Origin of the sequence: Phyllobacterium sp. P30BS-XVII (assembly GCF_014138335.1) — a bacterium.
Taxonomy (GTDB): domain Bacteria; phylum Pseudomonadota; class Alphaproteobacteria; order Rhizobiales; family Rhizobiaceae; genus Phyllobacterium; species Phyllobacterium meliloti.
On record NZ_JACGXO010000005.1, the window covers coordinates 380855 to 405160 of the forward strand.

The window sequence follows — 24306 nt, forward strand, 5'->3', positions numbered from 1 at the left end:
TGTCAGGGCGCTTCACATGCTTCAGGCACGCTTTGATCCAGTGGCTTCTCGAATTTCTGCAGCGTACCGTCAAGAATGGACAGTGGCACGAAGGGAACGCCCTGAATGGCCGCATTTGCCAGCCGCAGCCGATAACAACCATTGTAAACAGTGCGCTTGCCGTCCTTCTGCGTCGATTCAATTGCCAGTGGCAGGCTCCAATAGGTGGAACCGGCTGCGCCCTCGCTCTCGACCTTGCCCAGACGAAGCTCTACTGAGACTGTGTTTTCATAACCCGCCTGAAACTGCGGAAAAGCCTGTGTATGCCCTTCCTCAGCATAGTAGCTATAGGCGCGGGCATATTCCTGCCGGTTGATGGCATTATAATAGGATTTGACCAGCTGCTCCGGCGTGCTGCGGTCGTCAAGATAGTCAGGCACTGACTGGTTCGGCGCCTCTGCGGCTTCCTTGGCAGCCGGGGCTTCCTTGGTAACAGGCGCTTCCTTGGTAGCAGGGGCTTCTGGCGCGGCCACGGCGGGTGCTGCGGGCTTCGCCCCGGTTTCCTGCTTTGGCGGTTCGGGCTTTTTGGCCTCCTGGGCCAGCGCAGGTGTCAGGCTCAGCGCCAGACCGGTGACGCTAGAGAGAATGAGATGGCGGTAATTCATGATTTCTGCCTTCTGCATACGGGTTTGTGGGACGTGGGTGAGTTTGAACACTTGCGGTGACGACTATGTAACACTAACTATGGTACAGACTGATCGTTGTACGATCTGAACCAAGAGAGATTAGAAATGGGTCGTTTTTCTGTCATGACGTTGACTGATGCTGCAGCATCCCGCGTGAGCGAGATTGTAGCGACGCGCGAAAATGCGCTCGGTATCCGCGTCGGCATCAAGAAAGGCGGCTGCGCGGGTATGGAATATACCATTGATCTCGTTACAGAAGCCAAGCCCGGCGATGATATTGTCGAAAAAGATGGCTCGAAGGTATTTGTAGCACCGGAAGCTGTGCTTTATCTCTTGGGCACGCAGATGGATTTTGAAGTAACGACCCTGCGCACGGGCTTTGTCTTTAATAATCCAAACCAGACATCAGCGTGCGGCTGCGGCGAATCGGTCGAGTTGACCCCTGCCAAGCCCGAAGCTTTGGCTTCAGCCACTTCCTGATTTTCCCGCCTCGATTGCAGTCATGACAACGCATTTTTTGGCGTGACGCCTGTCTTTGCGCCTGCAATACTGAAGCCATGGACAATGATGCGATTCACGACCTGTTTTCCGGCCTCGGACCTGTCACCATCAAACGCATGTTTGGCGGCAAGGGCATCTATCACCACGGGCTGGTTTTCGCGCTTGAGGTTGCCGACGAAATCCTTTTGAAGGCTGACAAGATCTCTGCACCGGATTTTGAGGCCGCCGGTTGCCGGCGGTGGACCTATGAAGGCAAATCAAAAACTGTCGAAATGCCTTATTGGTCAATTCCCGCCGATGCGTTTGATGATCCTGACATCATGACCGAGTGGGCACGCAAGGCCTATGAGGCCTCGCTGCGCACGGTAAAATAATAGGACCTGTCAGCAGATACCCGACGAGTAGATCAAAGCCAGATTGTAAGGGGCTCAAGCTTCCTGGCGGATCAATTCCAGCGCATGAATGGTCGGGAGCGTAAGCGTCGCGGGGAGGTCGTCGAGGGGAAACCAGTCGATACCGCCATGTTTGTCCGGTTCGAGCAACTGCATTTGACCAGAGAATGTCTCGGCAAGGAACAGGATGCCAAACCAGTGCTGGCGCTCGTCGTGGAAAAGCTGCTCGCTGATACCAAGCTGGCGGATGGAGCCAGCCTCAAGACCAGTCTCCTCAAAGGCTTCACGCCTGATTGCCTGTTCGGCGGTTTCCAGAAAATCGATCTTGCCACCCGGGATGCCCCAAGCACCGATCTCGGGGCTTTTTTTGCGTTGTAACAAGAGGATATGGCCGTCTCTTAAGAAGACGATTCCACATCCAACGCCCGGTGCATTCACGATCAAATCCTCAGATTTTTGTATCGATCAGCATGAAGGCAGGGATTTCATCGCCAAAACCAACCGGTGATGGATCGTTGTCATTTCTGTCGCGGCGATGATCGCGGCGCGGTTCCTGTTCACGGCGCGGTTGTTCCTGTGGGGCAGCAGGACGGGCACGCCGCTGTTCATTGTCGGCCTTGATGGCAGCTTTTTGCGGTTTCTCGGCTGTCTTTTTGACCGGTACCTCGACGACGTCAGGCTGTTCGCCGGTTTCCTTGGCGCGTTCGGCGGCGGCAATAATGTCGATTTCCGACTGCGGGCGTTCGCGTTCACGGCCCTCATTGCGCGGCTTGCGCTTGGTTTCGCTCTTGCCGCGGGCATTACGGCCACGGCGCGGCGCTTCGTCGGTTTCTTCCGAAACGGGCAGGGTGGCAAGATCACCATCATACCAGTTGATGTCTTCACCGATCAGTTTTTCGATGGATGCCAGATGTTTTACATCAGCTGGCGTGACGAGCGTAAACGCCTTGCCGGAACGGCCAGCGCGGCCCGTGCGACCGATGCGGTGTACATAATCTTCCGAATGAACAGGCACGTCGAAATTGAAGACGTGGCTCACATCGGGAATATCAAGGCCGCGTGCCGCCACATCGGAGGCCACGAGGATCTTCAGTTTGCCGTCCTTGAAGTTGGCAAGCATCGTCGTGCGGGCACGCTGATCCATATCGCCATGCAGGGCACCAGCATCAAACTCATGCTTGACCAGCGAGCGGAACAGCTCGGAAACGTCTTTTTTGCGATTGCAGAAGATGATCGCGTTTTTCAGCCCATCTTCTTCAGCGCGGATCAGATCGCGCAGCTTGGCGCGCTTTTCCCAATCTTTTTTGCCTGACTTGACCAGTTGCTGTTCAACCGTCTTGGCTGTGGTCGCGGCCTTGGCGACTTCAACACGCACGGGCGCATGCAGGAACTGTTCCGTCAGTTTGGTAATCTCCGGCGGCATGGTTGCCGAGAAGAACAATGTCTGGCGGGTGAAGGGGATCAGTTTGCAGATGCGTTCAATATCGGGAATGAAACCCATATCGAGCATACGGTCTGCTTCGTCGATGACGAGAATATCAACACCGGTCAGAAGCAGCTTGCCGCGCTCAAAATGGTCAAGCAGGCGGCCGGGCGTGGCAATAAGCACATCGGCGCCGCGTTCGAGCTTGCGCAGCTGGTCATCAAAAGAAACGCCGCCAATCAGCAGCGCGACATTGAGCCGGTGGTTCTTGCCATATTTGACAAAGTTTTCCTCGACCTGCGCTGCAAGCTCGCGTGTTGGCTCAAGGATCAGCGTGCGGGGCATACGCGCGCGGGCGCGGCCCTGTTCAAGCAATGTGAGCATCGGCAGCACAAAGGAAGCAGTCTTGCCTGTCCCGGTCTGGGCAATGCCAAGAACATCCTTGCGCTGCAGCGCGTGCGGGATCGCCCCAGCCTGAATCGGGGTGGGGGTGGTGTATCCTGCTGCTTCCACAGCATCGAGCACTTTCGGCGAAAGGCCCAGATCAGCGAACGTGGTCAATGGAGATTTAACTTTCTATCTGCAGTCGATGCCGCACATGTCCGTTATTTTGCCAATGGAATGGGTGCTTTTCATTGCACAATGTCTTGCAGGAATGGCGTTACGGCCCATACCAGCAAAAGTCAACTCTCGCATCCCTTGAGATTTAAGAGTCTGTTACAATTGTGCATCACTTTAGTCTAATGTTGTCAATAAAGGAACTGTTCTTTGAGAATCCGTTCATTCCATGAATGGTTCTTGTCGAACAGAATGGTTGCACGTAACTGCGACGCTTCTTCCACTGTTACTGACAGTACCGATTTTACTTCCGTGTGATCAGCGACAGCGTTGACCGGCCGCTTTTCCGGTTCAAGGATGTCCAGCCGCACCGTAACCTTGTTTGATAGCAGCGCACCGCGCCAGCGGCGCGGGCGGAACGGGGAAACCGGGGTGAGGGCGAGCAACCGCGCATCCAGCGGCAGGATGGGTCCCTGAGCTGACAGATTGTAAGCGGTGGAGCCGGCCGGGGTTGCGACCATCACGCCATCGCAGATCAGTTCTTCCAGCCGGACCTGATCGTCAACGGTGATCTTGATCTTGGCTGCCTGATAGGACTGGCGCAGCAGATAGACATCATTGAGCGCAAAGGAGGTGACGGTGCCTTCTTCAAGCGATTCTGCAACCATCTTCAGCGGACGGATCGTTTCGGCCTGTGCGGCCTCCACACGCTGTTTCAGATCGGTCTCGCTATACTCGTTCATGAGAAAGCCGACCGAGCCTCTGTTCATGCCATAGGTCATCTTGCCCTGGTTCATGTGGTTCTGCAGGGTCTGCAGCATGAAACCATCACCGCCCAGCGCGACGATGACATCGGCATCCTTCGGCGCGGTCTGCCCGTAAAGCTTGACGAGATTGTGCATAGCCTCGTCGGATTCCGGTGTTCCGGAGGAAAGAAAAGCGAAGGTTTCAATATTCCGGTTCATGGCTGCCTGCGTGTCCGAGCATCTCAAGGACGTATCGCCTAGCACGGCGCGATTGATCTGGCAAAATGCTGCTCAATCAAAAAAAGCGGGAAAATTGCATAAAGTGCTGTTTTTCCATTTTACATCCGGAATGTTTGTGCTAATCGGACGCCGCTGCCCTTGTAGCTCAGTTGGTAGAGCATCTGATTTGTAATCAGAGGGTCGGGAGTTCGAGTCTCTCCGGGGGCACCATTTTTCTTCTGGTGATTGTTAAGTTGTTGACTGTCCAGTGCCTTTTTTAAAGGTGCGGGGTAACGCGGCTCCATTTGGCCCACAATACGCTTCGAAGACTTAATTCCACGCATCTTTTCGGATGGCTCACGCGCGTCGTCCGTGTCAGCTACCTTCTTGGCTATTCATCCTTGAACAGTTACACCGCCTCACAATGGCCCTAAACGGAATCTTAACCGTCAGTTGTGGGGTGCCTGCGAAGCATTGGTCAAACAGCTTGGCAGGAACAGTTAAGGAGAGAGTGATGCACAAGGTTCTGGTAATGGCAGGAGCGGCGGCTCTAATGGTGTTTTCTTCAGCGCCATCATACGCACAATCCATCGAAATTGGTCCGGGCGGGGTTCGGCTTGTTGAACCTCAGATGGAACGTCCTTATCGGCGTATCAGCAGCATAAGCGAGAGAACAGCCGTGCGGATCGCGCGTTCGGAGGGGCTTCGCGATGTTGACGATGTTACGAGAACGCGGTCGCGGTTCATCATTGAGGGAACCGACTATCGAGGGGATGATATCAGAGTCTCCGTCGATCGTCGAACCGGAGAAGTAATCTCAGTCGATTAAATCATCCAGAGCATATCAGCCCCACTTTCTTACGGATTGTGGGGCTTTTTCATTTCCGGAAGCTGGAATGTTGGCAAGCTCAAATAAAATGAGGCCCGGCAGTAACGGGGGAAGGGTTGCCGGACCTCATGTTGTACACTGGAGAGCGACAACAGAGAAAACGTGATACTTCGATATGGCGATTTCAAGATGCGTCCAACAATGATGGCGCGTTCCATTCGCGCGAATTAGCTGAGTTCTTGGGCGAGTCCGATGAGAAGTTTTCCGGGCCCGCGGATATAGCAGAGCCGATACACGTCTTTATACTGCACGACTTCGCCGACGACCTGTGCGCCGCGCTTGCGGAGCCTTTCGAGCGTGTCGTCAATGTCGTCCACGGTGAACATGACGCGCAGGTAGCCCAAGGCGTTGACCGGGGCGTTCCGATGATCTGCGATGACAGGCGGCGTGAGGAAGCGGGAGAGTTCCAATCGGCTGTGGCCGTCAGGCGTACGCATCATGGCAATCTCGACGTGCTGATCGCCCAGTCCAGTGACACGCCCGGCCCATTCTCCTTCGATCATGGCCCGTCCTTCAAGCTCAAGGCCAAGCTCGTGAAAGAAATCAATCGCCTCTTCGAGGTCATCGACAACGATTCCTATATTGTCCATCCGTTTGATCGCCATGTGTCCAACCTTTCCAATCCACAAGGTGTCATTGACGGCCACGAGGGCCTCGCATGTTCCAAAGCAGGGCCTTATTGCCATGGAGAGTCAAGCGTGAAAAATGGGCTCGGCTGTTCGCAAGGGGAGCAAGACCGTGAATCGTTCTATTGCGCCCTGGCAGATCATTGCGAACGATATTGATGTGGTGAAGTGACAACGCACAACACTGGTCGTCAGCCAATATTCAACCTGATTTTGACACCAGGGCCGCAGTTCGACGTAACCAGTCGACCGGATCGCCGTCATGATAGATATGCTCCGACGGTTCAATATTGTCGAGGAAATGCTGGTAGATCACAGCCCGTCTGGCCGTGGCAACAGGCGCAAGAAGATCGGCGGCACGTGCAGGCGCACAGCCGGGGATTCTAGCCGACCACTGGTGATTCCAGTGATCCTTGACTGTCTTTACGTGTTCCGGCGGAATACCATCGAGAAAAGCTGGCTGGTCAAGCAATGGGTGGCCAATACCGCTGTCACCCCAATCAAGCAGCGTGAGCGCAAATTCTGTCCCACGGAAATTACCGGGATGGCAGTCGCCGTGGACAAGCGTATTCGGCAATCCACAGGCATCGATTTCGCTAAACCGGTCTGCAAGACCACTCACGAAACGCGATAGCGACGCGCGTTCACCTTGAGACAATTCCTCGTTTGTCCGCTGTAAGACGTCAGTGATTTTTGAAATCAAACTCGGCCCACACCAATCGGGCATTCGCATCGCACGTAGTTCCTCGACGCGGCCAATCCACATGGCCTGTATGTCGACAAGCAATGTCACCATACTGAGCAACTGCGGCAGCGTAGCCTCATACATGTCATCGCCCGCAATCTCCGCGAGCAGAATGCGCCCGCATTCATCATAACCAAGCAGTGTTGGAACAGGCAGACCAGCCAAAGCCGTAATAATGTGGGGCTCATGCCCCAGAAATGAAGGCACGACTTTCAGCCATGCCGATTGATCACCGATGGGAATGCGCCAGACGCTGGAGAGATTCCATGTGCGAATCTGGACGGGTTTGGCGGTGGGTGCCAAGCCGTGCCTGGCAAGTATCCCAGCAGCCCAAGCGAGATCGGCGGTAGGACCGCCGGGCTGGGCGTAACTTTGACGCAGTGGATGGGGTTCGATCTTCCCCGCCCAAACCTCTGCCTGCACAGGTTCGCCAATCTCAGCCAGATAGGTGACCTCCACTTGGTCAGATTGATCATCAGCCACTTGAAGCAGGCGCAGGATGGTCACTTCGAGGCCATGATGCTCGCGGGTGGCACGCACGACTGACTCAACTTCCTGCCACCATGGAACATTGACGGGAATCGGCGGCAGGCAACCAACCACGGTACCATCCGGCGTTACCAGCACCAGCCGTATTATGCGCGAGCGCATGGGTGTTTGTTCATGGCTTTCGATCGTCGTCGTCCTCTTGTGGCTTATTTGCCTGCACCACTTCTCTATAGTCAGGGGGCAAATCGATAGGATGCAATGTCGTTGATATGGACAATCAGAATGAAGGAGTCTTGAACGATTGTGACAATGTTGAGGGATCATTTGCAGCAACGGCGGCTGGCTGGCAGAGATTGGGTGGCATTGCACTCATTTGCACTGCGCGCGCCTGATTTCTTGCCGCATGAAATAGATCGCGCAGGTCGGCAGAGAGATGAGACCGATAACGGCAGCGCATGTCACGGTTGTATCTGATTTGCCAAGCCCCCAAAGGGGTATCGAAATGCAGAGGATTGGTATGCCTAGGCAGTAGTACAGATAATGGCGATTGAAATGCTTTGGGAACAGGAAATAGAGCGCTATTACGACGGCCATCGCAGGCAGCGAAAAAACGATAGTGCCAAGCATTACCAATACCGCGTAACCCCGATACTCAAAGACGTTGAATAGCCCAACCAGAAACACGAAAATCCAATACGATTTCAATAGTGCTGTCATGCCTAAATGACGGCTATGAAGTGCAGGGTTATCTTCCATCATTGCCTTCGCATCATTCCGCTGGCTCCGCTGTCCTCGGGTTCAAAGAGCAAGTCGTACTGAACAAAACTAAATCTGTGCGAGTTCTGCATGAAATGTCAATGAAATCAATTGCATCTGTAGATAAAAGGACATGATAATCTTAATTCTCGTCCACGCCTTTTGCTGAGGTCGAAGATGCCATCATCGGGTCTTCCCGCACAGCCTCAATGAGAAAATCAAGAGCGATCCGGACGCGCTGGGGCATGTTTCGGCGGGTTGAATAGACAATGCAGATCGGCAGGCGGCTCGGTGGAAAATCGGGCATGATGTTGACAAGCCTGCCATCCTCCAGATCACGGGAGACAAGGATGTGGGAAAGCACCGCCAGCCCACCTCCAGCCAGAACCGCGCGATGAACCGCGACAGAGTTGTTTGCGATTATGCGGGGCGCAATTGGCACGGCAATGTCATTGGCCCCGCTGGAGAAAGACCAGACGCGTCCATCCCCGCTGCGGCTATAGGAGATGCAATCATGGGCCTCGATATCTCCCGGCGTTTCCGGCGCCGCTCGACCTTTCAGATAGTGCGGTGCTGCGACAAGAAAGGCGGTTGTCCATCCGATCCTGCGACAGATCAGGTTATCGTCTGCCACCGGGCCAAGGCGAACTTCAAGATCAATTCCTTCGCCGACCAAATCTGATGGTTCCTCGCGCAAGATCAGTTCCACGGAAAGATTCGGATGACGTTCGATCAACCCGGCCAGTCTGTCACTTGCATAAAGCCCGAGTGGAGTTGGGACGGAAAGGCGGACTTTCCCGGATACGGCTGACTTTTCCGTGCAGCTAGCCTCGCCGAGAGCGTCAACGGCTTCGACAACCCTTAATGCCATCGGGATCATCTGCTCACCTTCAACCGTCAGCGTCATTGCCGTTGTGGTTCGATGCAGAAGGCGTGTGTTCAGATGCGCTTCCAGCGCCGATATCTGGCGGGACACGGCGGGCTGCGTCAAACCAAGGTTTACCGCGGCGGCTGAAAACGAGCCAGTCTCAGTTACCCGAAGGAATGTTCTCAACGCAGATACGATGTCCATCGTAACCCTCATACTTTTCGACATAAGCCATATGTCTGCAACTTATACGTGAACGGCTTTACAGTCCAGAAATTAAGGATATAAATTATCCATAAGGATATTAAATGTCCTTAATTATGGAGAAAGCAATGACGTCGCGCCTGAACTACGCTCAACAATCGCCGGAACTGTTCAAAAAGCTTTTGGACCTCAGTATGGCCCTGAAAGACAGTGTCATCGAGCAGACGATCCACGATCTCATTCAGATCCGGGCGTCACAGATCAATGGCTGTGGGTTTTGCCTCGATATGCATGTCAAGGAAGCAAAGATTCACGGAGAGAGCGAGCTGCGCCTCCATCACGTTGCAATCTGGCGAGAGTCGACCCTTTTCGTCCCGCGTGAACGTGCTGCTCTTGCCTGGACCGAAGCGCTTACGAGCCTGCCGGAGGGCGGTATTCCCGATGAGCTTTATGAGCGGGTACGTGGACAGCTATCTGAAAAGGAAGTGTCCGATCTGACCTTCTCGATCATGGTTATCAATGCATGGAACCGTGTCAACGTCGCGTTCAAGACTGTCCCGGGTTCGGCGGACAAAGCTTACGGCCTCGACAAAGCCGGTTTGAACTAAAGCCTCGTTCAAACAGTCACAGATACATGCGGGCACAGAGCCCTTTGAACGGAGAAGTCATATGAAAATCGTTATTATTGGTGGAACCGGCCTTATCGGTTCCAAGACAGTTGAACGCCTGCGCGAGCAGGGACATGAGGTGATTGCCGCATCTCCAAACACAGGCGTCAATACCATCACGGGCGAGGGGCTGGACGAAGCGCTTTCCGGTGCGCAGGTCGTCGTCGATCTGGCCAATTCGCCATCCTTCGAAGACAAGGCGGTGCTGGAGTTTTTCGAAACTTCAGGGCGTAACCTGATTGCGGCGGAAAAATCCGCTGCGGTCAGACACCATATCGCGCTCTCTGTCGTTGGCACGGAACGTCTGCAGGAAAGCGGCTACTTCCGTGCAAAGCTTGCTCAGGAAAATCTGATCAAGGCCGCGGGCATTCCCTATACGATTGTTCATTCGACACAGTTCATGGAATTCCTCAGTGGCATCGCTCAGTCCGGGACGGTGGGTGACGAGGTGCATCTGTCTCCAGCCTATGTGCAGCCGATTGCTTCCGATGACGTTGCCGATGTTATGGCCGATATCGCACTCGCCCAACCGCTCAACGGGACGCTTGAGATTGCTGGCCCGGAGCGTTCGCGGCTCAGCGATCTGGTCGAACGATACCTCAAGGCGATGGGCGATTCACGCAAAATCCAGCCTGATCCGGAGGCTCGCTATTTTGGTGCGCGTCTGGAGGAAGGTTCGCTTGTCTCCGACAATAATCCCCGCCTTGGCCGGATTACGTTCGAGCAGTGGTTTCCCACCAGCCGGAAACCGTAAAAGACATTTATCCCACCCAAACAAAGGATTTTGAAATGTTAAGATCAATCATCACAGGCTTTGCTGTTGCGACCGTGGTTTTGGGCGCGCCGGTTATGTCAGCCACTGCAAGTGAAAACACCGCCAAAGTCACGCTCGTCTATGAACATGAACTGCCGAACGTTCCCGGCAAGAGCATCAAGGGCATACTGGTCGAATACGGGCCCGGCGGCTCGTCCGAAGCCCATACACATCCGACCTCAGCTTTCATCTATGCCACGGTTCTGGAAGGCTCCATCCGCAGTCAGGTCAATGATGGTCCGGTGAAAGTCTACCATGCAGGCGAGAATTTTTCGGAAATGCCGGGTGATCGCCATGGTGTCAGCGCCAATGGCAGTAAGACAAAACCTGCGAAGCTTCTGGCGGTCTTCGTTGTCGATACGAAGGAAAAGGGCCTGACCTTCCCGATCAAGAAGTAAGTCAGAAATGAAAACCGGGTGCCGTTCATTGCACCCGGTTTTGCCATGCGTTGCCAATGAGACATGCCATGTTCAATGATCATCTTCCCTTGCCGCTTATCCTGATCGACCTTTTCGGCGTTGCGGGGGTCGTCGTTTGGCTTCTGCAGGGGCGCGGTCGCCCGACAGCGCGGCTTGTCGTCCAGATTGTTTTCTTCGTCGTCATGACTGCCATACTTGGCTTCAATGGGATTCTGCCGCATCGGTTCACGGAAAAACACCTGCAAGGCGTGGCGGCATTTCTGGCCATGTCTGCGCAGATTCTCTGGTGGACACACCTTGCCTGGGCGTTGATTGGATTTGTTCGTATTTACATCGTTTTGGAGCGAAGGCCACAGGAAGCCCGCCTGTTACAGGATCTGATTGTCGCTGCGGTCTATCTCGGGGTGTTCCTATCCATTTTGGCTTTCGTCTTTGATGTGCCTATCGGTACGCTCGTCGCTACATCAGGTGTGGTTGCCATTATTTTTGGTCTTGCACTGCAGAACACGCTTGGTGATGTGTTTTCCGGCATTGCGCTAACGCTGGGACGGCCCTTCGTCATCGGTGACTGGATTTTGCTGGGTGATGGCACGGAAGGACGTGTCACCGAAAACAACTGGCGCTCCACCAATCTTTTAACCAGCGCCCATAACGTCATCATTCTGCCAAACAGCGTGTTGGCCAAGGTCGGACTGACCAATCTCAGCCGCCCCGACGAGGCCTATCAGATGGTATTGACCGTGCGTATTTCGGCAACAGATAGGCCGCAAGTTATTGAAACCGTCATGCAAGCTGCCTTGCAAAGCTGCACGCAGATCAACAAGGACCCGCCGCCAATCGTCGCCCTCAAAACAATCGATGCGATTGCAATCGAAGCGGAGCTGTTCTTTCGTGTGCCTGGCCCGGGCAATAGAACGCCTGCGAAAAATGAGGTGATTGATATGGTCTATCGCCAATGTGAGGCGAGCGGGCTTTCTCTGGCGATGCCGCCGCAGAGCTATCTCTTTCAGATGCCTGTTGCGCAGCATGCGTTGCCTGCCGCCGCCGCTTCACCCCGCGCGGTCTAACACCCATTCGAAGCTACTCTTCCAGAGTGTGGGCGGGATTTCCTTAGACAGGGTTTCCGTCAATTGAGCCAGCGTGACACTGCGCAGCCGCTCGCGCCATGCTTCGTCAGCCTCCCACATGATGCGGGCGACGGCGCATGGGCTGCTTTCGCAATAGCCTTGCGGGCGGCACGGGTTGTTGGCGCGAATATTGTTGCAGACAAAGGTTCGCGTCTTGCCCTCCACCGCCTCAACAATGTCGAGAAAGCTGAGTTCAGCGGGAGACTTCGCCAATCTGTATCCGCCTGAGGGACCGAGTGTCGTGTGGACGAGACCTGCCTGCGACAGGCTCTGTAGCGCTTTTGAGAGATATTCTTTCGGTAGCCCATGGAACTCGGCGAGCGCTTTGGTTGACAGATAGCGGCCGTCAGGCAGACCTGCGAGGATGGCACAACAATGCAACGCCCATTCGACTTGGCTTTTCAGGATCATGAATTCATTCCATAGCCGAACATGATCGGCATTTATTAAGGACAATAAATATCCCTATTTAATCACCATGTAAACACGCAAATGCCGGCGGAAAGACCGCGATCAATGTTGCTGGCATCAATTGCACGATCTATCGTCGCGCTGTTTATTTCATCGGGAGGCAAGACATGACATCAACAGGGCGCCCGCCCTTCATCGCGCACTGGTCTGAAATCGAGAGGCCGGATGAAGATCACTACAAGGGCGACGATGAACTGCTCGCCGTGGATGCATCATTCGGACAGCAGTTCGGGCTTGGCAGAATTGGTATTCATCATCAGCGATTGCTGCCCGGACGGCGCACATCATTCCCGCATGCAGAAAGCGCAGAAGAAGAGTTTGTCTATGTGATCCACGGTACGCCTGACGTGTGGATTGATGGGGTACTGCATCGGTTAAAGCCCGGCGATGGTGTCGGCTTTCCGGCTGGAACGGGGATTTGCCACAGCTTTCTCAATAATACCGAGGAAGAGGTGCGTTTGCTGGTTGTAGGTGAAACACCAAAGCCGGAAAATCTCATCTACTATCCGCGTAATCCGGAACGAAAGCCGCTTCGTTCCGACTGGTGGGAGAATCCGCCAGAACGGATAATGGGTGAACATGACGGACTGACGGACAAACGACGGCTCTTGAAACCAGCAAAGCAAACCAAATCGGATTAGGAGCGGTCATCAATGTCGGAAGAGGAGCCGCAGGACCGCGCGCCGGTGATCGATATTACGCTGGTGAGAAGGCTGGTTGCTACGCAGTTTCCGCAATGGGCTGCTCTTCCGGTTAAACCTGTCGAGCATGGCGGATGGGACAACCGCACGTTCCATCTTGGCGAAGGAATGACGGTGCGGCTGCCGAGCAGCAGGGATTATGCGGAACAGGTCCACAAGGAACAGTTCTGGCTGCCAAAGCTGGCGGCGCATTTGCCACTGCCGATCCCGGCGCCCGTCGCGATGGGAATCCCTGACGAGAATTATCCATGGCACTGGTCTATTTATCGATGGCTTGAAGGAGAGGTTGCCAAACCGGAACGTATTGGCGATCTCAAACAGTTTGCTCTCGATCTGGCGGCGTTTCTAGCCGCCTTGCAAAGAGCTGATGCAACGCATGGTCCAGCACCCGCCGCGCACAATTTTTATCGTGGTGGGCCTTTGACCATTTATGACGGGCAGACCCGGCAAGCTATTGTGGCCTTGCGGGGCAAGATCGACACCGAAACGGCCACAGCAGTCTGGGACGCTGCGCTTGATGCAACATGGCATGGTTCGCCCGTATGGCTCCATGGCGATATCAGCTTTGGTAATCTTCTGGTGCGGAATGGCGCGCTGAGTGCAGTCATCGATTTTGGCACATCAGGTGTGGGTGATCCGTCCTGCGATCTGGCTATCGCCTGGACGCTCTTTCACGGCGAGAGCCGAGGGGCATTTCGCGCTGCTTTGCCACTTGACGAGGCAACATGGGCGCGGGGGCGTGGCTGGACATTGTGGAAGGCATTGATTGTCTATGCCGGACTTGCTGGTACCAATCCGCTCGAAGCAGAGAATTCCCGTAAGGTTCTCGAAGAAGTACTTGCTGATTATAAGCTTTCGACAAAAAATCCGTAAAATCGGTAATGAGCGAAACAGCGGAAAATCATTCTAATATTTCACTAACCAACGCAGCGTTTTTCCTACTAAATGATCATATGGGAGCCGTGGTATTTCAATTTTACTTATAGTACGGTTCGCTCGTCCTTGGGGACAATTGAAGAAAAATGAGGGGAAAAAACATGCTGTTAAAAAGAATAATGCAAGCTGCGTTACTGGGTGTTACTTTGGGCGCACCGGCAGCTTTGGCTGACGATCTGAAAATCGCAGTCGCCGGTCCGATGACCGGACAGCTTGCCAATATCGGGGATCAATTCAAACAGGGTGCGCAGGCCGCAGCGGCTGCAATCAATGAAAAGGGCGGTATCAAAGGCCGCCAGATCAAACTTGTGATCGAAGATGACGTCTGCGATCCCAAACAGGCTGTATCGATTGCCAATCGCATTGTTGCGGAAGGCATCAAGTTTGTTGACGGTCATGCCTGCTCGGGCTCCAGCATTCCCGCTTCGGCTGTATATGCGGAAGCCGGTGTGCTGATGATGACGCCAGCGTCATCCAATCCTGATCTGACCGAAGCAGCGACGAAAAAGGGCTGGTCAACAATCATGCGCCTTTATACGCGTGACGATGGTCAGGGCGAATTTGTCGGGCCGTGGATTGCCGAAAAGTACAAGGGCAAGCGCGTCGTTATCCTGCATGACAAGGGTGCCTATGGCAAAGGCCTTGCCGATGCGGTGAAGGGCAAGATGAACGAGAGCGGGCTGAAGGAAGTCCTCTATGAAGGCATCAATGCCGGTGACAAGGACTATTCGGCGCTGATTACCAAGCTGAAGGACGCAAAGGCAGATTTTGTTTATTTCGGCGGTTATCATCCGGAAGCCGGTCTGATCCTGCGTCAGGCAGCGGACCAGAACGTCAAGTTCCAGCTGATGATGGGTGACTCCATCGCTTCACCAGAATTCTGGGCGGTGGCAGGAAAGACTGGCGAAGGCGTGATGTTCACGTTCCCGGCAAATCCGCAGGCACGTCCTGAGGCAAAGGCAGCAGTCGAGAAAATCAAGGCCAGTGGCTTCACGCCTGATGGTTTCACGCTTTTCTCCTATGCTGTCGTTGAAGCTATCGCTCAGGGCGTGGAACGCGCCGGCAGCGACGATGCAGTGAAGGTTGCCGCCGCACTCAAGGATGGAAAGCCGGTTAACACTGTTGTTGGTGCTGTTGTTTTTGATGAGAAGGGCGACATCAAGGATGCCAAATATGACATCAATGTCTGGCATGATGGCGCGTACACGGCGATGAAGCCATAAGCCATTCGTAACATCATTGTTTCGATAAACAGAACGGGCGCTCATGGCGCCCGTTTTCGTTTGATTGATGATTGAGGCGGGGTGCCCGCGACCCCACGCTGTAAATCTACATGCCGCAGCTTTGCATCTGCGCCGCATATTTGCTTGCCATAGCAGCGGTACGGCGCGCGACCCGGTCGATACCAGGCTTGTTTCTCCATGTGCCGCGTGCGTAGTCCTTCGGACCGGCATAATAGGCCACATAGAGGTTGTAAGGGTCGTTGAGCGCAATGCCATTCTTCTGGTGGCTTTGTGCATGGTACCAGCCGACAAAATAGACGGCGTCGGCAAAACTGGTACGCCCACTGCCGTAACGGCCGGTGCTGCGCTGGAATTCAGCCCATGTTCCGTCGAGCGCCTGGGAATAGCCGTATGCGCTGGATGGGCGTGTCCATGGAATGAAGCCGAGCAGTTTGGTCCGCGGTGGTCTTGCGCGCGCCTGAAAGCCGGATTCCGTATTGATTGTTGCCATGAGAATAGGAACCGGCACGCCAAACTGAGCTTCCGCTCCCTTGGCGTAGGAATACCAATTGTTGAAAAAGCCGTCCTTTTGATCGAACACGGCACAAACATTGTTGGTCTGAGTGGGCGCTGAGGCGCAGCCTGTCAGCAACAACAAAGCAATCATCATCACGCGGCGCATGGGCAAGTCCTTTGTCTTCCCCAATCACCTAGTCCTCAAATCCTAACGGAATCTTACCAAATGGGTTGTGAGGACCACCGGCTTCGATCAAATTTGATGTGATAATTTATTGATCCGCCAGCAAAGCGGCGTGGTACGACGGGCAGAGGTGACAAACAGGCTTGCCTTCGCGCTTCGCCGGTAGCACGTTTGATCATGCGAATCTGTCCTTGTGGCGGAGGCTCGCTTGTCAATTATCCGAAGGCTTTCCCATGCGTGTCACCAATCATCCAGCCGGAACTGTGCATCGCCTTGATATCAACAGCGTGCATCTTCGCAATAATGTTCTGGGCGATCCGACCGATCGAATTGTCGATGTCTATGTGCCTGCCGGCCATGATGGCGCGGGCCTGCCGCTGCTTGTCGATCTGGTTGGCTTTACGGCTGGTGGTCCTGCGCATACCAATTGGAAGGGGTTTGGCGAGAACGTGCCGGAGCGGCTCGACCGGTTGATTGGTTCCGGTGAGATGCCGCCTGTGGTCGTTGCATTCCCGGACTGTTTTACCCGTCTTGGCGGCAATCAGTACATTAACAGCGCAGCAATGGGTAATTGGGAAGATTTCCTTATTGATGAGATGTTGCCCAAGGTCGAAGGCCAGTTTCATTGCGGTGGTTTCGGCAAGCGTGGGGTTTTCGGTAAAAGCTCCGGTGGCTATGGCACGCATGTGCATGCAATGCGCCGGTCTGACATCTGGTCGGCGGCGGCCAGCCATTCCGGCGATGCAGGGTTTGAACAGCTTTATCTCGCGGAGTTCCCCGGTGTGTTGCGGGCTTTGGCCGAACACGACCTGTCCATCGAAGCATGGATAAAGGCTTTCGAGGCGAAGCCGAAGAAAAGCGACAATGACACATTGGTGATCATGACACTGGCTCAGGCTGCAACCTTTGATCCTGATCCGGCTGCGTTTCTTGGATTGCGTCTACCTATCGATCTGGAAACCTGTGAACTTATCGAGGAGCGGTGGGCCAACTGGCTGGCCTGGGACCCGGCACAGTTGGCGGAAACGCATGGCCATAATCTCAAGAAATTGAAAGCGTTCTATTTTGATTGTGGCACCAAGGACCAATACAACATCCTTTACGGCTCACGCCGCATTCATCGCACGCTTGATCGACTTGGCATCAGTCATCGCTATGAGGAGTTCGATGATAATCATTCGGCTGTGGATTATCGCATGGACATAAGTCTGCCGTTTATCGCCAAGGCCTTGAGTTGAGGCATTGTACGTCCCAAATAGGAGAGGCTTGACCACCAACCAACTTGGAGAGCAGGCAATAGTGTCAAGCCTCTGCTGGAAATCCAGCGATGACTGAACGGCGGAATCAAATAAAAGTTCCGGTTGGGAATGTCATAATCAGGATTTCATGCAATGTTCTTGCAATCTAAACGAGTGAAAACCCAACTTGCTATACGCGCCAGAATTTGACGTTTGCCCTACCTCCTGCTTTTTCTGGTGCTTGTGGGGCGCGCGAAGCAAGCCAATTGAATGAACACCGCGTGAAGCAATGATGACTGCGACGAAAATGGAATACAGATTGATGACCCACAAAAGGGGGATGTTCAAATGACAATCCCCAGAAATTCATGGCTCTATGCGGCGCTTTCCTATTCGCTGTGGCCGTTATTCTACATTGTCGGTCTCATCGGCACTTATATAGCCTTTCAGACGCAATCGCCGCTGCTGTGGTTCAATGTGGTTTATTTTTCCGTGGTGGCGTTGATCGCCATATTCGAACGGATCATGCCCTATGAGGAGACATGGCTGAAACGGGATGGCGAAACCTTCAATGATATCGCCCATACGATGCTGACAAAGGGCGCTGTGCAGATCGCTGCTGCCATTGGAGCATCGTTCCCCATGGTGGTGGCAATCATTGCGCAGCCGGTTCTGGCGACATCCGTGCATATATGGCCCAGCGACTGGCCGCTGGCGATTCAGGTCGTTCTCGGGCTGATCATTGCAGAATTCGGGCTCTATATTGCGCATCGATTGGCTCACGAGAAGCTTGCACTATGGCGGTTTCACGCATTGCACCACAGTGTCGAGCGTCTGTGGGTTGTCAATACGGGCCGGTTCCACGTAATCGATTCACTGTTCAAGATCGCGCTGAGCCAGCTACCGCTCTATCTGCTTGGTGCGCCATTGCCAGTGTTCCTCTGGATCAGCGCCGTTACTGCGTTCACCGGTCTTCTGACCCATTGCAATGTGGATGTACGAACGGGACCACTCGACTGGTTCTTGAGCACGCCGCGTCTGCATCGCTGGCACCACTCGAAGGAACTCTCTGAGGGAAACACCAATTATGGTGAGAATCTCGTGCTTTGGGACCAGATACTCGGAACTTACTTTAACCCGCCACGCCCCTCGCCAGTGGACATCGGCATCAGCGGTCGTGTCGCCAAGAGTTTCCTTGGCCAGCTTGCTCAACCCTTTTCAGCAAAGGGCGTCCGGCAAATCCTTGGCTATGCTCCGCGAAAGAGTGAAGAGACAAGCGCTCAACCTGCCACGGCAGAGATGTCGGTCGGTGACAAGGATTGATGCAGTCGCAACAGGGGGCAGGCGTCAGTGACGCAGCTCGAGGCCCATTCGCGGACCCAGTACGGTGTAAAGGCCAGTGTTTCTGAACTGTGCGGGTGTAAATCCGTCAGTCGTGTATTTCTTGAAACATCCATCAACGAACTCTTCCAAATTCAATATGGTTGACGGATTGTGGAGATGGCCAGCCGGTTTGAACTCGTATGAGCCATTCGGATTATCAATGCGTTTTGCCAGTTCCGGGTAAAGGGGCCAAACGATGTTGTTGGCAAAATAATCGGGCACGGTGGCGTCCGTGTCCATATCCCCGGTAATCTCCAGCCCGGATGCCTCGATCAGTTTACGAGCCACATCATTAATCACCTGTATTTTGGGGTGATTGGATGTGTACATGAATGGGCCGGTTTTCTCCCATTTTGTAAAATCTGCATCAAGATCAAGGTTGTGATTACGAGCCGTGCGCAAGAACTCTTCGCGGCCCAGATCATAGGCGTCAAAATAGCCGAGGCGGCCGTAAGTCAAAGCGTTGAAACGTTCGGCTGTGTCTTCCACCGACATTTCATGGGCATAACCCAGTGCGACTATGCGTGAGTTATATGCACCAAGGCAGGAGCTGGCGACGCGACCGTCAATGCCAAAATAAGCGATATCCGGATGATATCCGGCAAACACAATGCTTGGCCACATGACTGAGCGGTTAATCTTTAGGACCTGTTGGTGAATTGCCTGATAACTGCCAATTTCGGAGAAGGACAAACTTAGATCAAAACCGTCAAACATCTCCTTGATCTGCGTCGGATCAAGGGCATAAATATCAGCAACGCTGAAATGTTGAACATAAGTATCGGGTGATAATGCCTGAACAGCATTCGCAATACCAAGTGCAGCACAGTTTCCAACGACAGCTACGCGTACGGTCATTCGACTTCAGCTCCTAAAATGCCAGTCTTTCCTCATCGCAAAGAACGCCCGCAACATTTGCGTATTCTCTTGCCGTTTCTTCGGCCAGTTCCTTGTTGACACTGCGCGGAGCAGGCTTGGACCGAGGTTTCCGGGAATCGTCGTTACCAAGATAATGTTTTGCGAACATTGCCATGACGCGTGCCACGCCTTCAGAACGAACAAGCCGAAAATCATCTTCGTAGTATTGGGCTTGCGAGGGGTGGGCATGAACCATTTCAAATGATGGAAAATACGAGACGAAATCATGGTCTCTCGCCGTTTCTTCAGCGACAACCCTGAGGGCAGACTTGGTATAGGTGTTTGAAAGAAGGACGTGCTGCTTTTCGTAGGTAGCGATCATCGATACCGGGGAAACCGTCAGGATAACCTCGACCGTCGGATTGACGAGCCGCAAATCCTTCAGGAAAGCCTTCAGCAGCTCGTTCATTTCATGGACACGGGCGTTGTGGAACTCGTAGCGATCATTCCAGTCCGGGCAGTCTACGGCCCCGGGAACAACCGGGATAGCGGCTTTGTCGCCTTTTGCCAGCCAACCTTCGGTCAGACCGAAGGTGAAAAGGAAAACTTCGCATTCTTCAAAAACCCTGCGAACGGCGCGAAGATGTGATTTTTGCAGTTCGAGCAACTCGTCCAGAGTTTCAAAACCTTCTTCTCGTACCGCAGGCCGGAACGGGTCCATATACCGGCCCTGTGAATTGACCCAGTAATTGATTTCCGGTTTGAAGGTGCCATAGGCTCGCCCCATCAGCTGGTGGAGCTGCAAGACGGTGTACACATTGCCATAGGCGGCGGAGAACTGCCCATAGAGCGGGTTCTCTTCCTGTCCCCTCGGAGGGTCTTCTGTTTTGAGATAGGAATAGCCCTGATCCATTAACGAGGCTGCAATCCGCTGAGCGAAACAGCTGCCGGCTGTGGCGACCCGTGTGGTTCGCTGCAGTTTGACGGGTGTATCAACAATTGGATCGATTTCGTCCCAGGTGTGCGAGCTTATCGCGCGGCGCCAATATTGGTGGTCAGGTAAATCACGGTACGGATGCGACATGAATCTTCCTCCAACACACGGTCACGCTAATTCATACTAAAGTATATGACAATGGATAACCCTTGTTACCTTCAGTGTATTCTGCCAATTTTGTCTATTCGCGATTTGATGATTAACGCGTTAGCAAGTAAAAATCGTAAATCGTCTTTATTTGTCGTAATTTGTACTAACTTCTCTGCCCATGGATTGTCATATCGAACTGTACAACATTGGAATATATCGGTGTGCCGACATCCATTCCATAGCGCGAGCGCATGACCTTACCTTCAACATGAAAAACAATCGCATTCTTGTCGTGGGTGGAAAGGCTTGCCTGGAAACTGGCAGGGCTGCTTTTACCGCGTGCGGTCAGTATGCCATCCACATTGGCCGTGCTGGGGCCGGTCTGGGTGATCTGTGTCGACTTGAACGTCACTTTTGGAAAATTCTGCGAATCAAAAACCGCATCGGAGCGCAGGAAATTCTCAATGCGGGCCTGACCCGTGCTGACGCTATCGGGGAAAAGCGTGAATTCGATGGTCGACCGGCTGATATCGCTGTTGTTAAGGGCAAACACTCCGGAGAACTTTTTGAAGTTACCTGATATGCCGCCGCCGCCGATTTGCGCGACGATAAACCCGATACGGGAAGTGGCATCTATCTGGTAACGACCCGCCACTTCTGACAATGTATCCGCATTGGCCATGGCAGGCGCTATGGCGATGAACAGCGCCACCGCAGTCCTCGCTATGCCTGACGCAAATTTTTTGGCGTTTTTCATGATCTGATATCCTTTTGTGCGGCGATGCGGATGCGAGAATGCCAACCGAGCATGCGCCGCAAGACAGCGTCTTTCTTCCAGAAATGGTGATGCAGGGCCGCCGATATATGTGCGGCGGCCACGAATGCGGAGAGATAGGCAAGCCAGGCATGGCTGGCTGTCCAGAACGTTTCTGCCTGATCTGATATTGTCAGGGGCAGCGGCGGTATGACGACGAGATTGAAGGCAAAGGAGGGTATCTGCAGCGGTGAACTCGACGCCAGTGCCCAGCCAGTCAACGGAACGAGGAAGAGCGCGAGATAGAGCACACCATGCGCCGTATGCGCTGCCAAACGCTCAATGCGGCTCATATCAAGCGGATCGCGTGGGCGCGGATTTGCCATGCGCCAGAGCAGCCGAAATGCTGAAAGGCCCAGAATGAGAAATCCGAAGGATTTGTGCCACTGAAAAAGGCTGAACTGCAACGCGAAATCGCTGGTTCGAACCATCAGATAGCCGAGCAGAATCTGCCCTATGAAAATGACGGCGATGATCCAATGGAAGAGGATCGTCACCAGCCCATAGGATTCCGTATTATTGCGCAGCATCGGTACACTCCGTCAGGAGGGCACCACTCATTCACGAAATGTGTGCCCTGATGTGGAATGAACACCGCAGCAGCGAAAAATATTCAGATGGATGATTCTTTTTTAATCGGCCTTGGCAGTCAGGAAACGCTGGGCTGCATAAAGTGATATAGCCGCCGCATTGGAAACGTTGAGCGACTTGATTGCGCCGGGCATGTCGAGCCGGGCGAGGTGGGTCACTGTTTCACGCGTCTTTTGGCGCAGGCCTTTGCCTTCTGCGCCGAGAACCAGAGCGATGCGATCACCTGCCATGGTCTTTTCGAGTTCCAGCGGGCCTTCCGAATCAAGCCCGATCGTTGCGAAGCCAAGTTCATGCAGTTCATCGATGGCTTCGGCGAGGTTGCGCACCTCGATATGCGGAATAAGTTCAAGCGCGCCGGAGGCAGCCTTGGCCAATACACCCGATTCCTGCGGGCTGTGGCGGGCTGTTGTTACGATGGCACCGGCACCGAAAGCCACGGCAGAGCGCATGATGGCGCCGACATTGTGCGGATCGGTGACCTGATCGAGAATCAGCAGGAGCTTGCTGTCTTTCAGCGCCTTCAGCGACTGGGCCTTTAGCGGTTTGACCTCGATCATAACGCCCTGATGCACGGCTTCCGAGCCGGTCTCCCGGTCGATAGCGCGCGGATCAACAATATCGACATCAAAGGGCAGGGCGTTCGAATCGGCGATTTCCAGCCGGTCGAGAGCATTTTTTGTCACAAGCATGCGCTTGATCTGGCGATTGGGGTTATCCAGTGCTGCGCGCACCGTGTGCAGGCCATAGAGGCGCACAAGCCCTTCCGGTGCCTGTGTGCCTTCCGTTGCAGGCCGTGTGGGGCGCTGCGCCTGTGGCGCGCCTCCGGCCTTCTTGTCGCGGAACTGGCGACGCAGCGTGGCATAGTGGGAATCTTTGGGTGTATGGGATGGTTTATCTTCGCTCATGGCGCAACCTATAACCTTTCATCTCGCCCGGCGATATATGCTTATTGGCGAAAATGCAGGCGTTTCGGTTTTCTGTGCTGCAACGGCATGAACCGGCACCCCGGAGCATTGATTTTCACAGGGCCCGTCATTTTCTTCCGCAGACTGTTGACACCACGAAAGCTAGTCGGCATAAGGCCACCCGCAAGCCGCCGCTGGAAAACAAATTTGGCAGACGGTTTGCAGAGTGCCTGATGGCGCGGTTCCACGGCAGTGACCGGAGGAGTGCCCGAGTGGTTAAAGGGGACGGACTGTAAATCCGTTAGCTTGGCTTACGTTGGTTCGAATCCAACCTCCTCCACCACTGCCGGAACCGCCCGCCTGGCGCACGCCGCTAAAACCAGAATTGGTTTTGGTATGGCTTGTGCGCTGTGATGAGTGTTACTGTGATCTGGTGCGTTATTGATGCACGGCACAGTAAGGTGTGCGGGTATAGCTCAGTGGTAGAGCAGCAGCCTTCCAAGCTGAATATGCGGGTTCGATTCCCGCTACCCGCTCCAGATTTACAAGAGCACCGCGTGCCCGCGTGAGCGTGTATTGGTGCTCTTCGATTTTTGTCTTGAGCATTGCACGCCGCTCATGTGTCCCCATATGAACGAGCATGATCAGGACAAAGCTAACCCGGATCGATCTCACTGATCGGGCGGGCGACTGAGCTGACGGACGGCGTGCTGTCTCGTCTGAGCTACAAACATGGTACCGGCCCTAGACCGGTTGTGATGACGAGAGAACGACAGCTATGGCTAAGAGCAAGTTTGAACGTAACAAGCCGCACGTCAACATCGGCACGATTGGTCACGTTGACCATGGCAAGACATCGTTGACGGCAGCGATTACGAAGTATTTCGGCGAATACAAGGCGTATGACCAGATTGACGCAGCGCCAGAAGAGAAGGCGCGCGGCATCACCATTTCGACGGCACACGTTGAGTATGAGACACCAGCGCGTCACTATGCACACGTTGATTGCCCCGGTCACGCCGACTATGTGAAGAACATGATCACCGGTGCAGCGCAGATGGACGGCGCGATTCTGGTTGTATCGGCTGCTGACGGCCCGATGCCACAGACCCGCGAGCACATCCTGCTTGCCCGCCAGGTTGGCGTTCCTGCGATCGTCGTGTTCCTGAACAAGGTTGATCAGGTTGACGATGCTGAACTGCTCGAACTGGTTGAGCTTGAAGTGCGCGAGCTTCTGTCGAAGTACGACTTCCCGGGCGATGATGTACCGATCGTCAAGGGTTCGGCTCT

27 protein-coding genes and 3 tRNA genes are annotated in these 24306 nt (G+C 54.1%); 15 read left to right on the top strand and 15 right to left on the bottom strand.

The window, feature by feature from the left end:
* Positions 1-2: 2 nt before the first annotated feature.
* Entirely contained in the window at positions 3-644 is a 642-nt protein-coding gene (locus FHW17_RS16495; RefSeq protein WP_182510349.1) for a hypothetical protein, read from the bottom strand.
* Positions 645-770: 126 nt separating this feature from the next.
* Here FHW17_RS16495 and sufA point away from each other — a divergent pair, with 126 nt between their 5' ends.
* Positions 771-1145: a Fe-S cluster assembly scaffold SufA gene (sufA, locus tag FHW17_RS16500; protein ID WP_091877062.1), complete on the top strand. Its 375-nt coding sequence runs from the start codon at positions 771-773 to the stop codon at positions 1143-1145.
* Between the two features lie 77 nt (positions 1146-1222).
* The gene (locus tag FHW17_RS16505) at positions 1223-1540 is read left to right on the top strand and encodes a TfoX/Sxy family protein (protein WP_112529794.1); all 318 of its coding nucleotides are present in this window, start codon (positions 1223-1225) and stop codon (positions 1538-1540) included.
* A gap of 54 nt (positions 1541-1594) precedes the next feature.
* Here FHW17_RS16505 and FHW17_RS16510 read toward each other — a convergent pair whose 3' ends face one another.
* The 3 genes from FHW17_RS16510 to FHW17_RS16520 all read right to left on the bottom strand — a co-directional run bounded on the left by FHW17_RS16510 (position 1595) and on the right by FHW17_RS16520 (position 4504).
* Positions 1595-1996: an NUDIX domain-containing protein gene (locus FHW17_RS16510; RefSeq protein WP_112529838.1), complete on the bottom strand. Its 402-nt coding sequence runs from the start codon at positions 1994-1996 to the stop codon at positions 1595-1597.
* A gap of 10 nt (positions 1997-2006) precedes the next feature.
* On the bottom strand, positions 2007-3542 hold the full coding sequence (locus FHW17_RS16515) for a DEAD/DEAH box helicase (RefSeq protein WP_112529796.1): 1536 nt from the start codon (positions 3540-3542) through the stop codon (positions 2007-2009).
* A gap of 188 nt (positions 3543-3730) precedes the next feature.
* On the bottom strand, positions 3731-4504 hold the full coding sequence (locus FHW17_RS16520; RefSeq protein ID WP_112529798.1) for an NAD kinase: 774 nt from the start codon (positions 4502-4504) through the stop codon (positions 3731-3733).
* 155 nt (positions 4505-4659) lie between these two features.
* Between FHW17_RS16520 and FHW17_RS16525 the strand changes: the two genes are divergently transcribed.
* A tRNA-Thr gene (locus tag FHW17_RS16525) sits at positions 4660-4735 on the top strand.
* Between the two features lie 825 nt (positions 4736-5560).
* On the opposite strand, the gene FHW17_RS16530 is transcribed toward FHW17_RS16525, so the two are convergent.
* The 4 genes from FHW17_RS16530 to FHW17_RS16545 form a co-directional block, all read right to left on the bottom strand.
* Complete coding sequence (locus FHW17_RS16530) at positions 5561-5998, bottom strand: VOC family protein (protein ID WP_112529802.1); 438 nt, start codon at positions 5996-5998, stop codon at positions 5561-5563.
* 223 nt (positions 5999-6221) lie between these two features.
* Positions 6222-7415, bottom strand: coding sequence for a phosphotransferase (locus FHW17_RS16535; protein ID WP_182510350.1), 1194 nt, complete (start codon positions 7413-7415; stop codon positions 6222-6224).
* A 207-nt stretch (positions 7416-7622) separates the two neighbouring features.
* On the bottom strand, positions 7623-8012 hold the full coding sequence (locus FHW17_RS16540) for a hypothetical protein (protein WP_182510351.1): 390 nt from the start codon (positions 8010-8012) through the stop codon (positions 7623-7625).
* A gap of 139 nt (positions 8013-8151) precedes the next feature.
* Positions 8152-9081: a LysR family transcriptional regulator gene (locus FHW17_RS16545; protein ID WP_182510352.1), complete on the bottom strand. Its 930-nt coding sequence runs from the start codon at positions 9079-9081 to the stop codon at positions 8152-8154.
* Positions 9082-9209: 128 nt separating this feature from the next.
* On the opposite strand from FHW17_RS16545, the gene FHW17_RS16550 reads away from it, so the two are divergent.
* From FHW17_RS16550 to FHW17_RS16565, 4 genes are all read left to right on the top strand, one after another.
* Positions 9210-9689 (top strand): carboxymuconolactone decarboxylase family protein, encoded by a 480-nt coding sequence (locus FHW17_RS16550; RefSeq protein WP_112529806.1) that lies wholly within the window; start codon positions 9210-9212, stop codon positions 9687-9689.
* A 61-nt stretch (positions 9690-9750) separates the two neighbouring features.
* Positions 9751-10503 (top strand): SDR family oxidoreductase, encoded by a 753-nt coding sequence (locus tag FHW17_RS16555; RefSeq protein ID WP_182510353.1) that lies wholly within the window; start codon positions 9751-9753, stop codon positions 10501-10503.
* Between the two features lie 95 nt (positions 10504-10598).
* On the top strand, positions 10599-10961 hold the full coding sequence (locus tag FHW17_RS16560; protein ID WP_227988146.1) for a cupin domain-containing protein: 363 nt from the start codon (positions 10599-10601) through the stop codon (positions 10959-10961).
* A 68-nt stretch (positions 10962-11029) separates the two neighbouring features.
* Positions 11030-12049: a mechanosensitive ion channel family protein gene (locus FHW17_RS16565; protein WP_182510355.1), complete on the top strand. Its 1020-nt coding sequence runs from the start codon at positions 11030-11032 to the stop codon at positions 12047-12049.
* Here the strand turns inward: FHW17_RS16565 and FHW17_RS16570 are convergent.
* Positions 12032-12520 carry an Rrf2 family transcriptional regulator gene (locus tag FHW17_RS16570; RefSeq protein WP_112529814.1) on the bottom strand — a complete coding sequence of 163 codons (489 nt, stop codon included), beginning with the start codon at positions 12518-12520 and terminating at the stop codon, positions 12032-12034. The two genes, FHW17_RS16565 and FHW17_RS16570, sit on opposite strands and share 18 nt — an antisense overlap.
* Positions 12521-12687: 167 nt before the next feature.
* Here FHW17_RS16570 and FHW17_RS16575 point away from each other — a divergent pair, with 167 nt between their 5' ends.
* The 3 genes from FHW17_RS16575 to FHW17_RS16585 all read left to right on the top strand — a co-directional run bounded on the left by FHW17_RS16575 (position 12688) and on the right by FHW17_RS16585 (position 15440).
* Complete coding sequence (locus FHW17_RS16575; RefSeq protein WP_182510356.1) at positions 12688-13221, top strand: cupin domain-containing protein; 534 nt, start codon at positions 12688-12690, stop codon at positions 13219-13221.
* A gap of 12 nt (positions 13222-13233) precedes the next feature.
* Positions 13234-14154, top strand: coding sequence for an aminoglycoside phosphotransferase family protein (locus FHW17_RS16580; protein ID WP_182510357.1), 921 nt, complete (start codon positions 13234-13236; stop codon positions 14152-14154).
* 182 nt (positions 14155-14336) lie between these two features.
* Complete coding sequence (locus FHW17_RS16585) at positions 14337-15440, top strand: ABC transporter substrate-binding protein (RefSeq protein ID WP_246706866.1); 1104 nt, start codon at positions 14337-14339, stop codon at positions 15438-15440.
* Positions 15441-15546: 106 nt separating this feature from the next.
* Here FHW17_RS16585 and FHW17_RS16590 read toward each other — a convergent pair whose 3' ends face one another.
* Complete coding sequence (locus FHW17_RS16590) at positions 15547-16122, bottom strand: hypothetical protein (RefSeq protein ID WP_112529822.1); 576 nt, start codon at positions 16120-16122, stop codon at positions 15547-15549.
* Positions 16123-16373: 251 nt separating this feature from the next.
* On the opposite strand from FHW17_RS16590, the gene FHW17_RS16595 reads away from it, so the two are divergent.
* Together FHW17_RS16595 and FHW17_RS16600 are read left to right on the top strand one after the other, a co-directional pair.
* Complete coding sequence (locus tag FHW17_RS16595; RefSeq protein WP_112529824.1) at positions 16374-17378, top strand: alpha/beta hydrolase-fold protein; 1005 nt, start codon at positions 16374-16376, stop codon at positions 17376-17378.
* A gap of 348 nt (positions 17379-17726) precedes the next feature.
* Positions 17727-18701 (top strand): sterol desaturase family protein, encoded by a 975-nt coding sequence (locus tag FHW17_RS16600; RefSeq protein WP_112529826.1) that lies wholly within the window; start codon positions 17727-17729, stop codon positions 18699-18701.
* Between the two features lie 24 nt (positions 18702-18725).
* On the opposite strand, the gene FHW17_RS16605 is transcribed toward FHW17_RS16600, so the two are convergent.
* The 5 genes from FHW17_RS16605 to rlmB all read right to left on the bottom strand — a co-directional run bounded on the left by FHW17_RS16605 (position 18726) and on the right by rlmB (position 23016).
* Complete coding sequence (locus FHW17_RS16605) at positions 18726-19619, bottom strand: WcbI family polysaccharide biosynthesis putative acetyltransferase (RefSeq protein ID WP_182510359.1); 894 nt, start codon at positions 19617-19619, stop codon at positions 18726-18728.
* A 13-nt stretch (positions 19620-19632) separates the two neighbouring features.
* On the bottom strand, positions 19633-20703 hold the full coding sequence (locus FHW17_RS16610; RefSeq protein ID WP_112529830.1) for a GSCFA domain-containing protein: 1071 nt from the start codon (positions 20701-20703) through the stop codon (positions 19633-19635).
* 166 nt (positions 20704-20869) lie between these two features.
* A complete protein-coding gene (locus FHW17_RS16615) occupies positions 20870-21463 on the bottom strand; it encodes a YceI family protein (RefSeq protein WP_112529832.1) in 594 nt (197 codons plus the stop codon).
* Positions 21460-22050 (bottom strand): cytochrome b, encoded by a 591-nt coding sequence (locus FHW17_RS16620; RefSeq protein ID WP_182510360.1) that lies wholly within the window; start codon positions 22048-22050, stop codon positions 21460-21462. Before FHW17_RS16620 ends, FHW17_RS16615 begins: the two co-directional genes overlap by 4 nt.
* Positions 22051-22152: 102 nt before the next feature.
* Entirely contained in the window at positions 22153-23016 is an 864-nt protein-coding gene (gene rlmB / locus FHW17_RS16625; RefSeq protein WP_113096279.1) for a 23S rRNA (guanosine(2251)-2'-O)-methyltransferase RlmB, read from the bottom strand.
* 258 nt (positions 23017-23274) lie between these two features.
* On the opposite strand from rlmB, the gene FHW17_RS16630 reads away from it, so the two are divergent.
* The 3 genes from FHW17_RS16630 to FHW17_RS16640 form a co-directional block, all read left to right on the top strand.
* A tRNA-Tyr gene (locus tag FHW17_RS16630) sits at positions 23275-23359 on the top strand.
* Between the two features lie 122 nt (positions 23360-23481).
* A tRNA-Gly gene (locus FHW17_RS16635) sits at positions 23482-23555 on the top strand.
* A 239-nt stretch (positions 23556-23794) separates the two neighbouring features.
* The coding region (locus tag FHW17_RS16640; RefSeq protein ID WP_182510361.1) for a GTP-binding protein at positions 23795-24306 on the top strand (512 nt) is incomplete at its 3' end.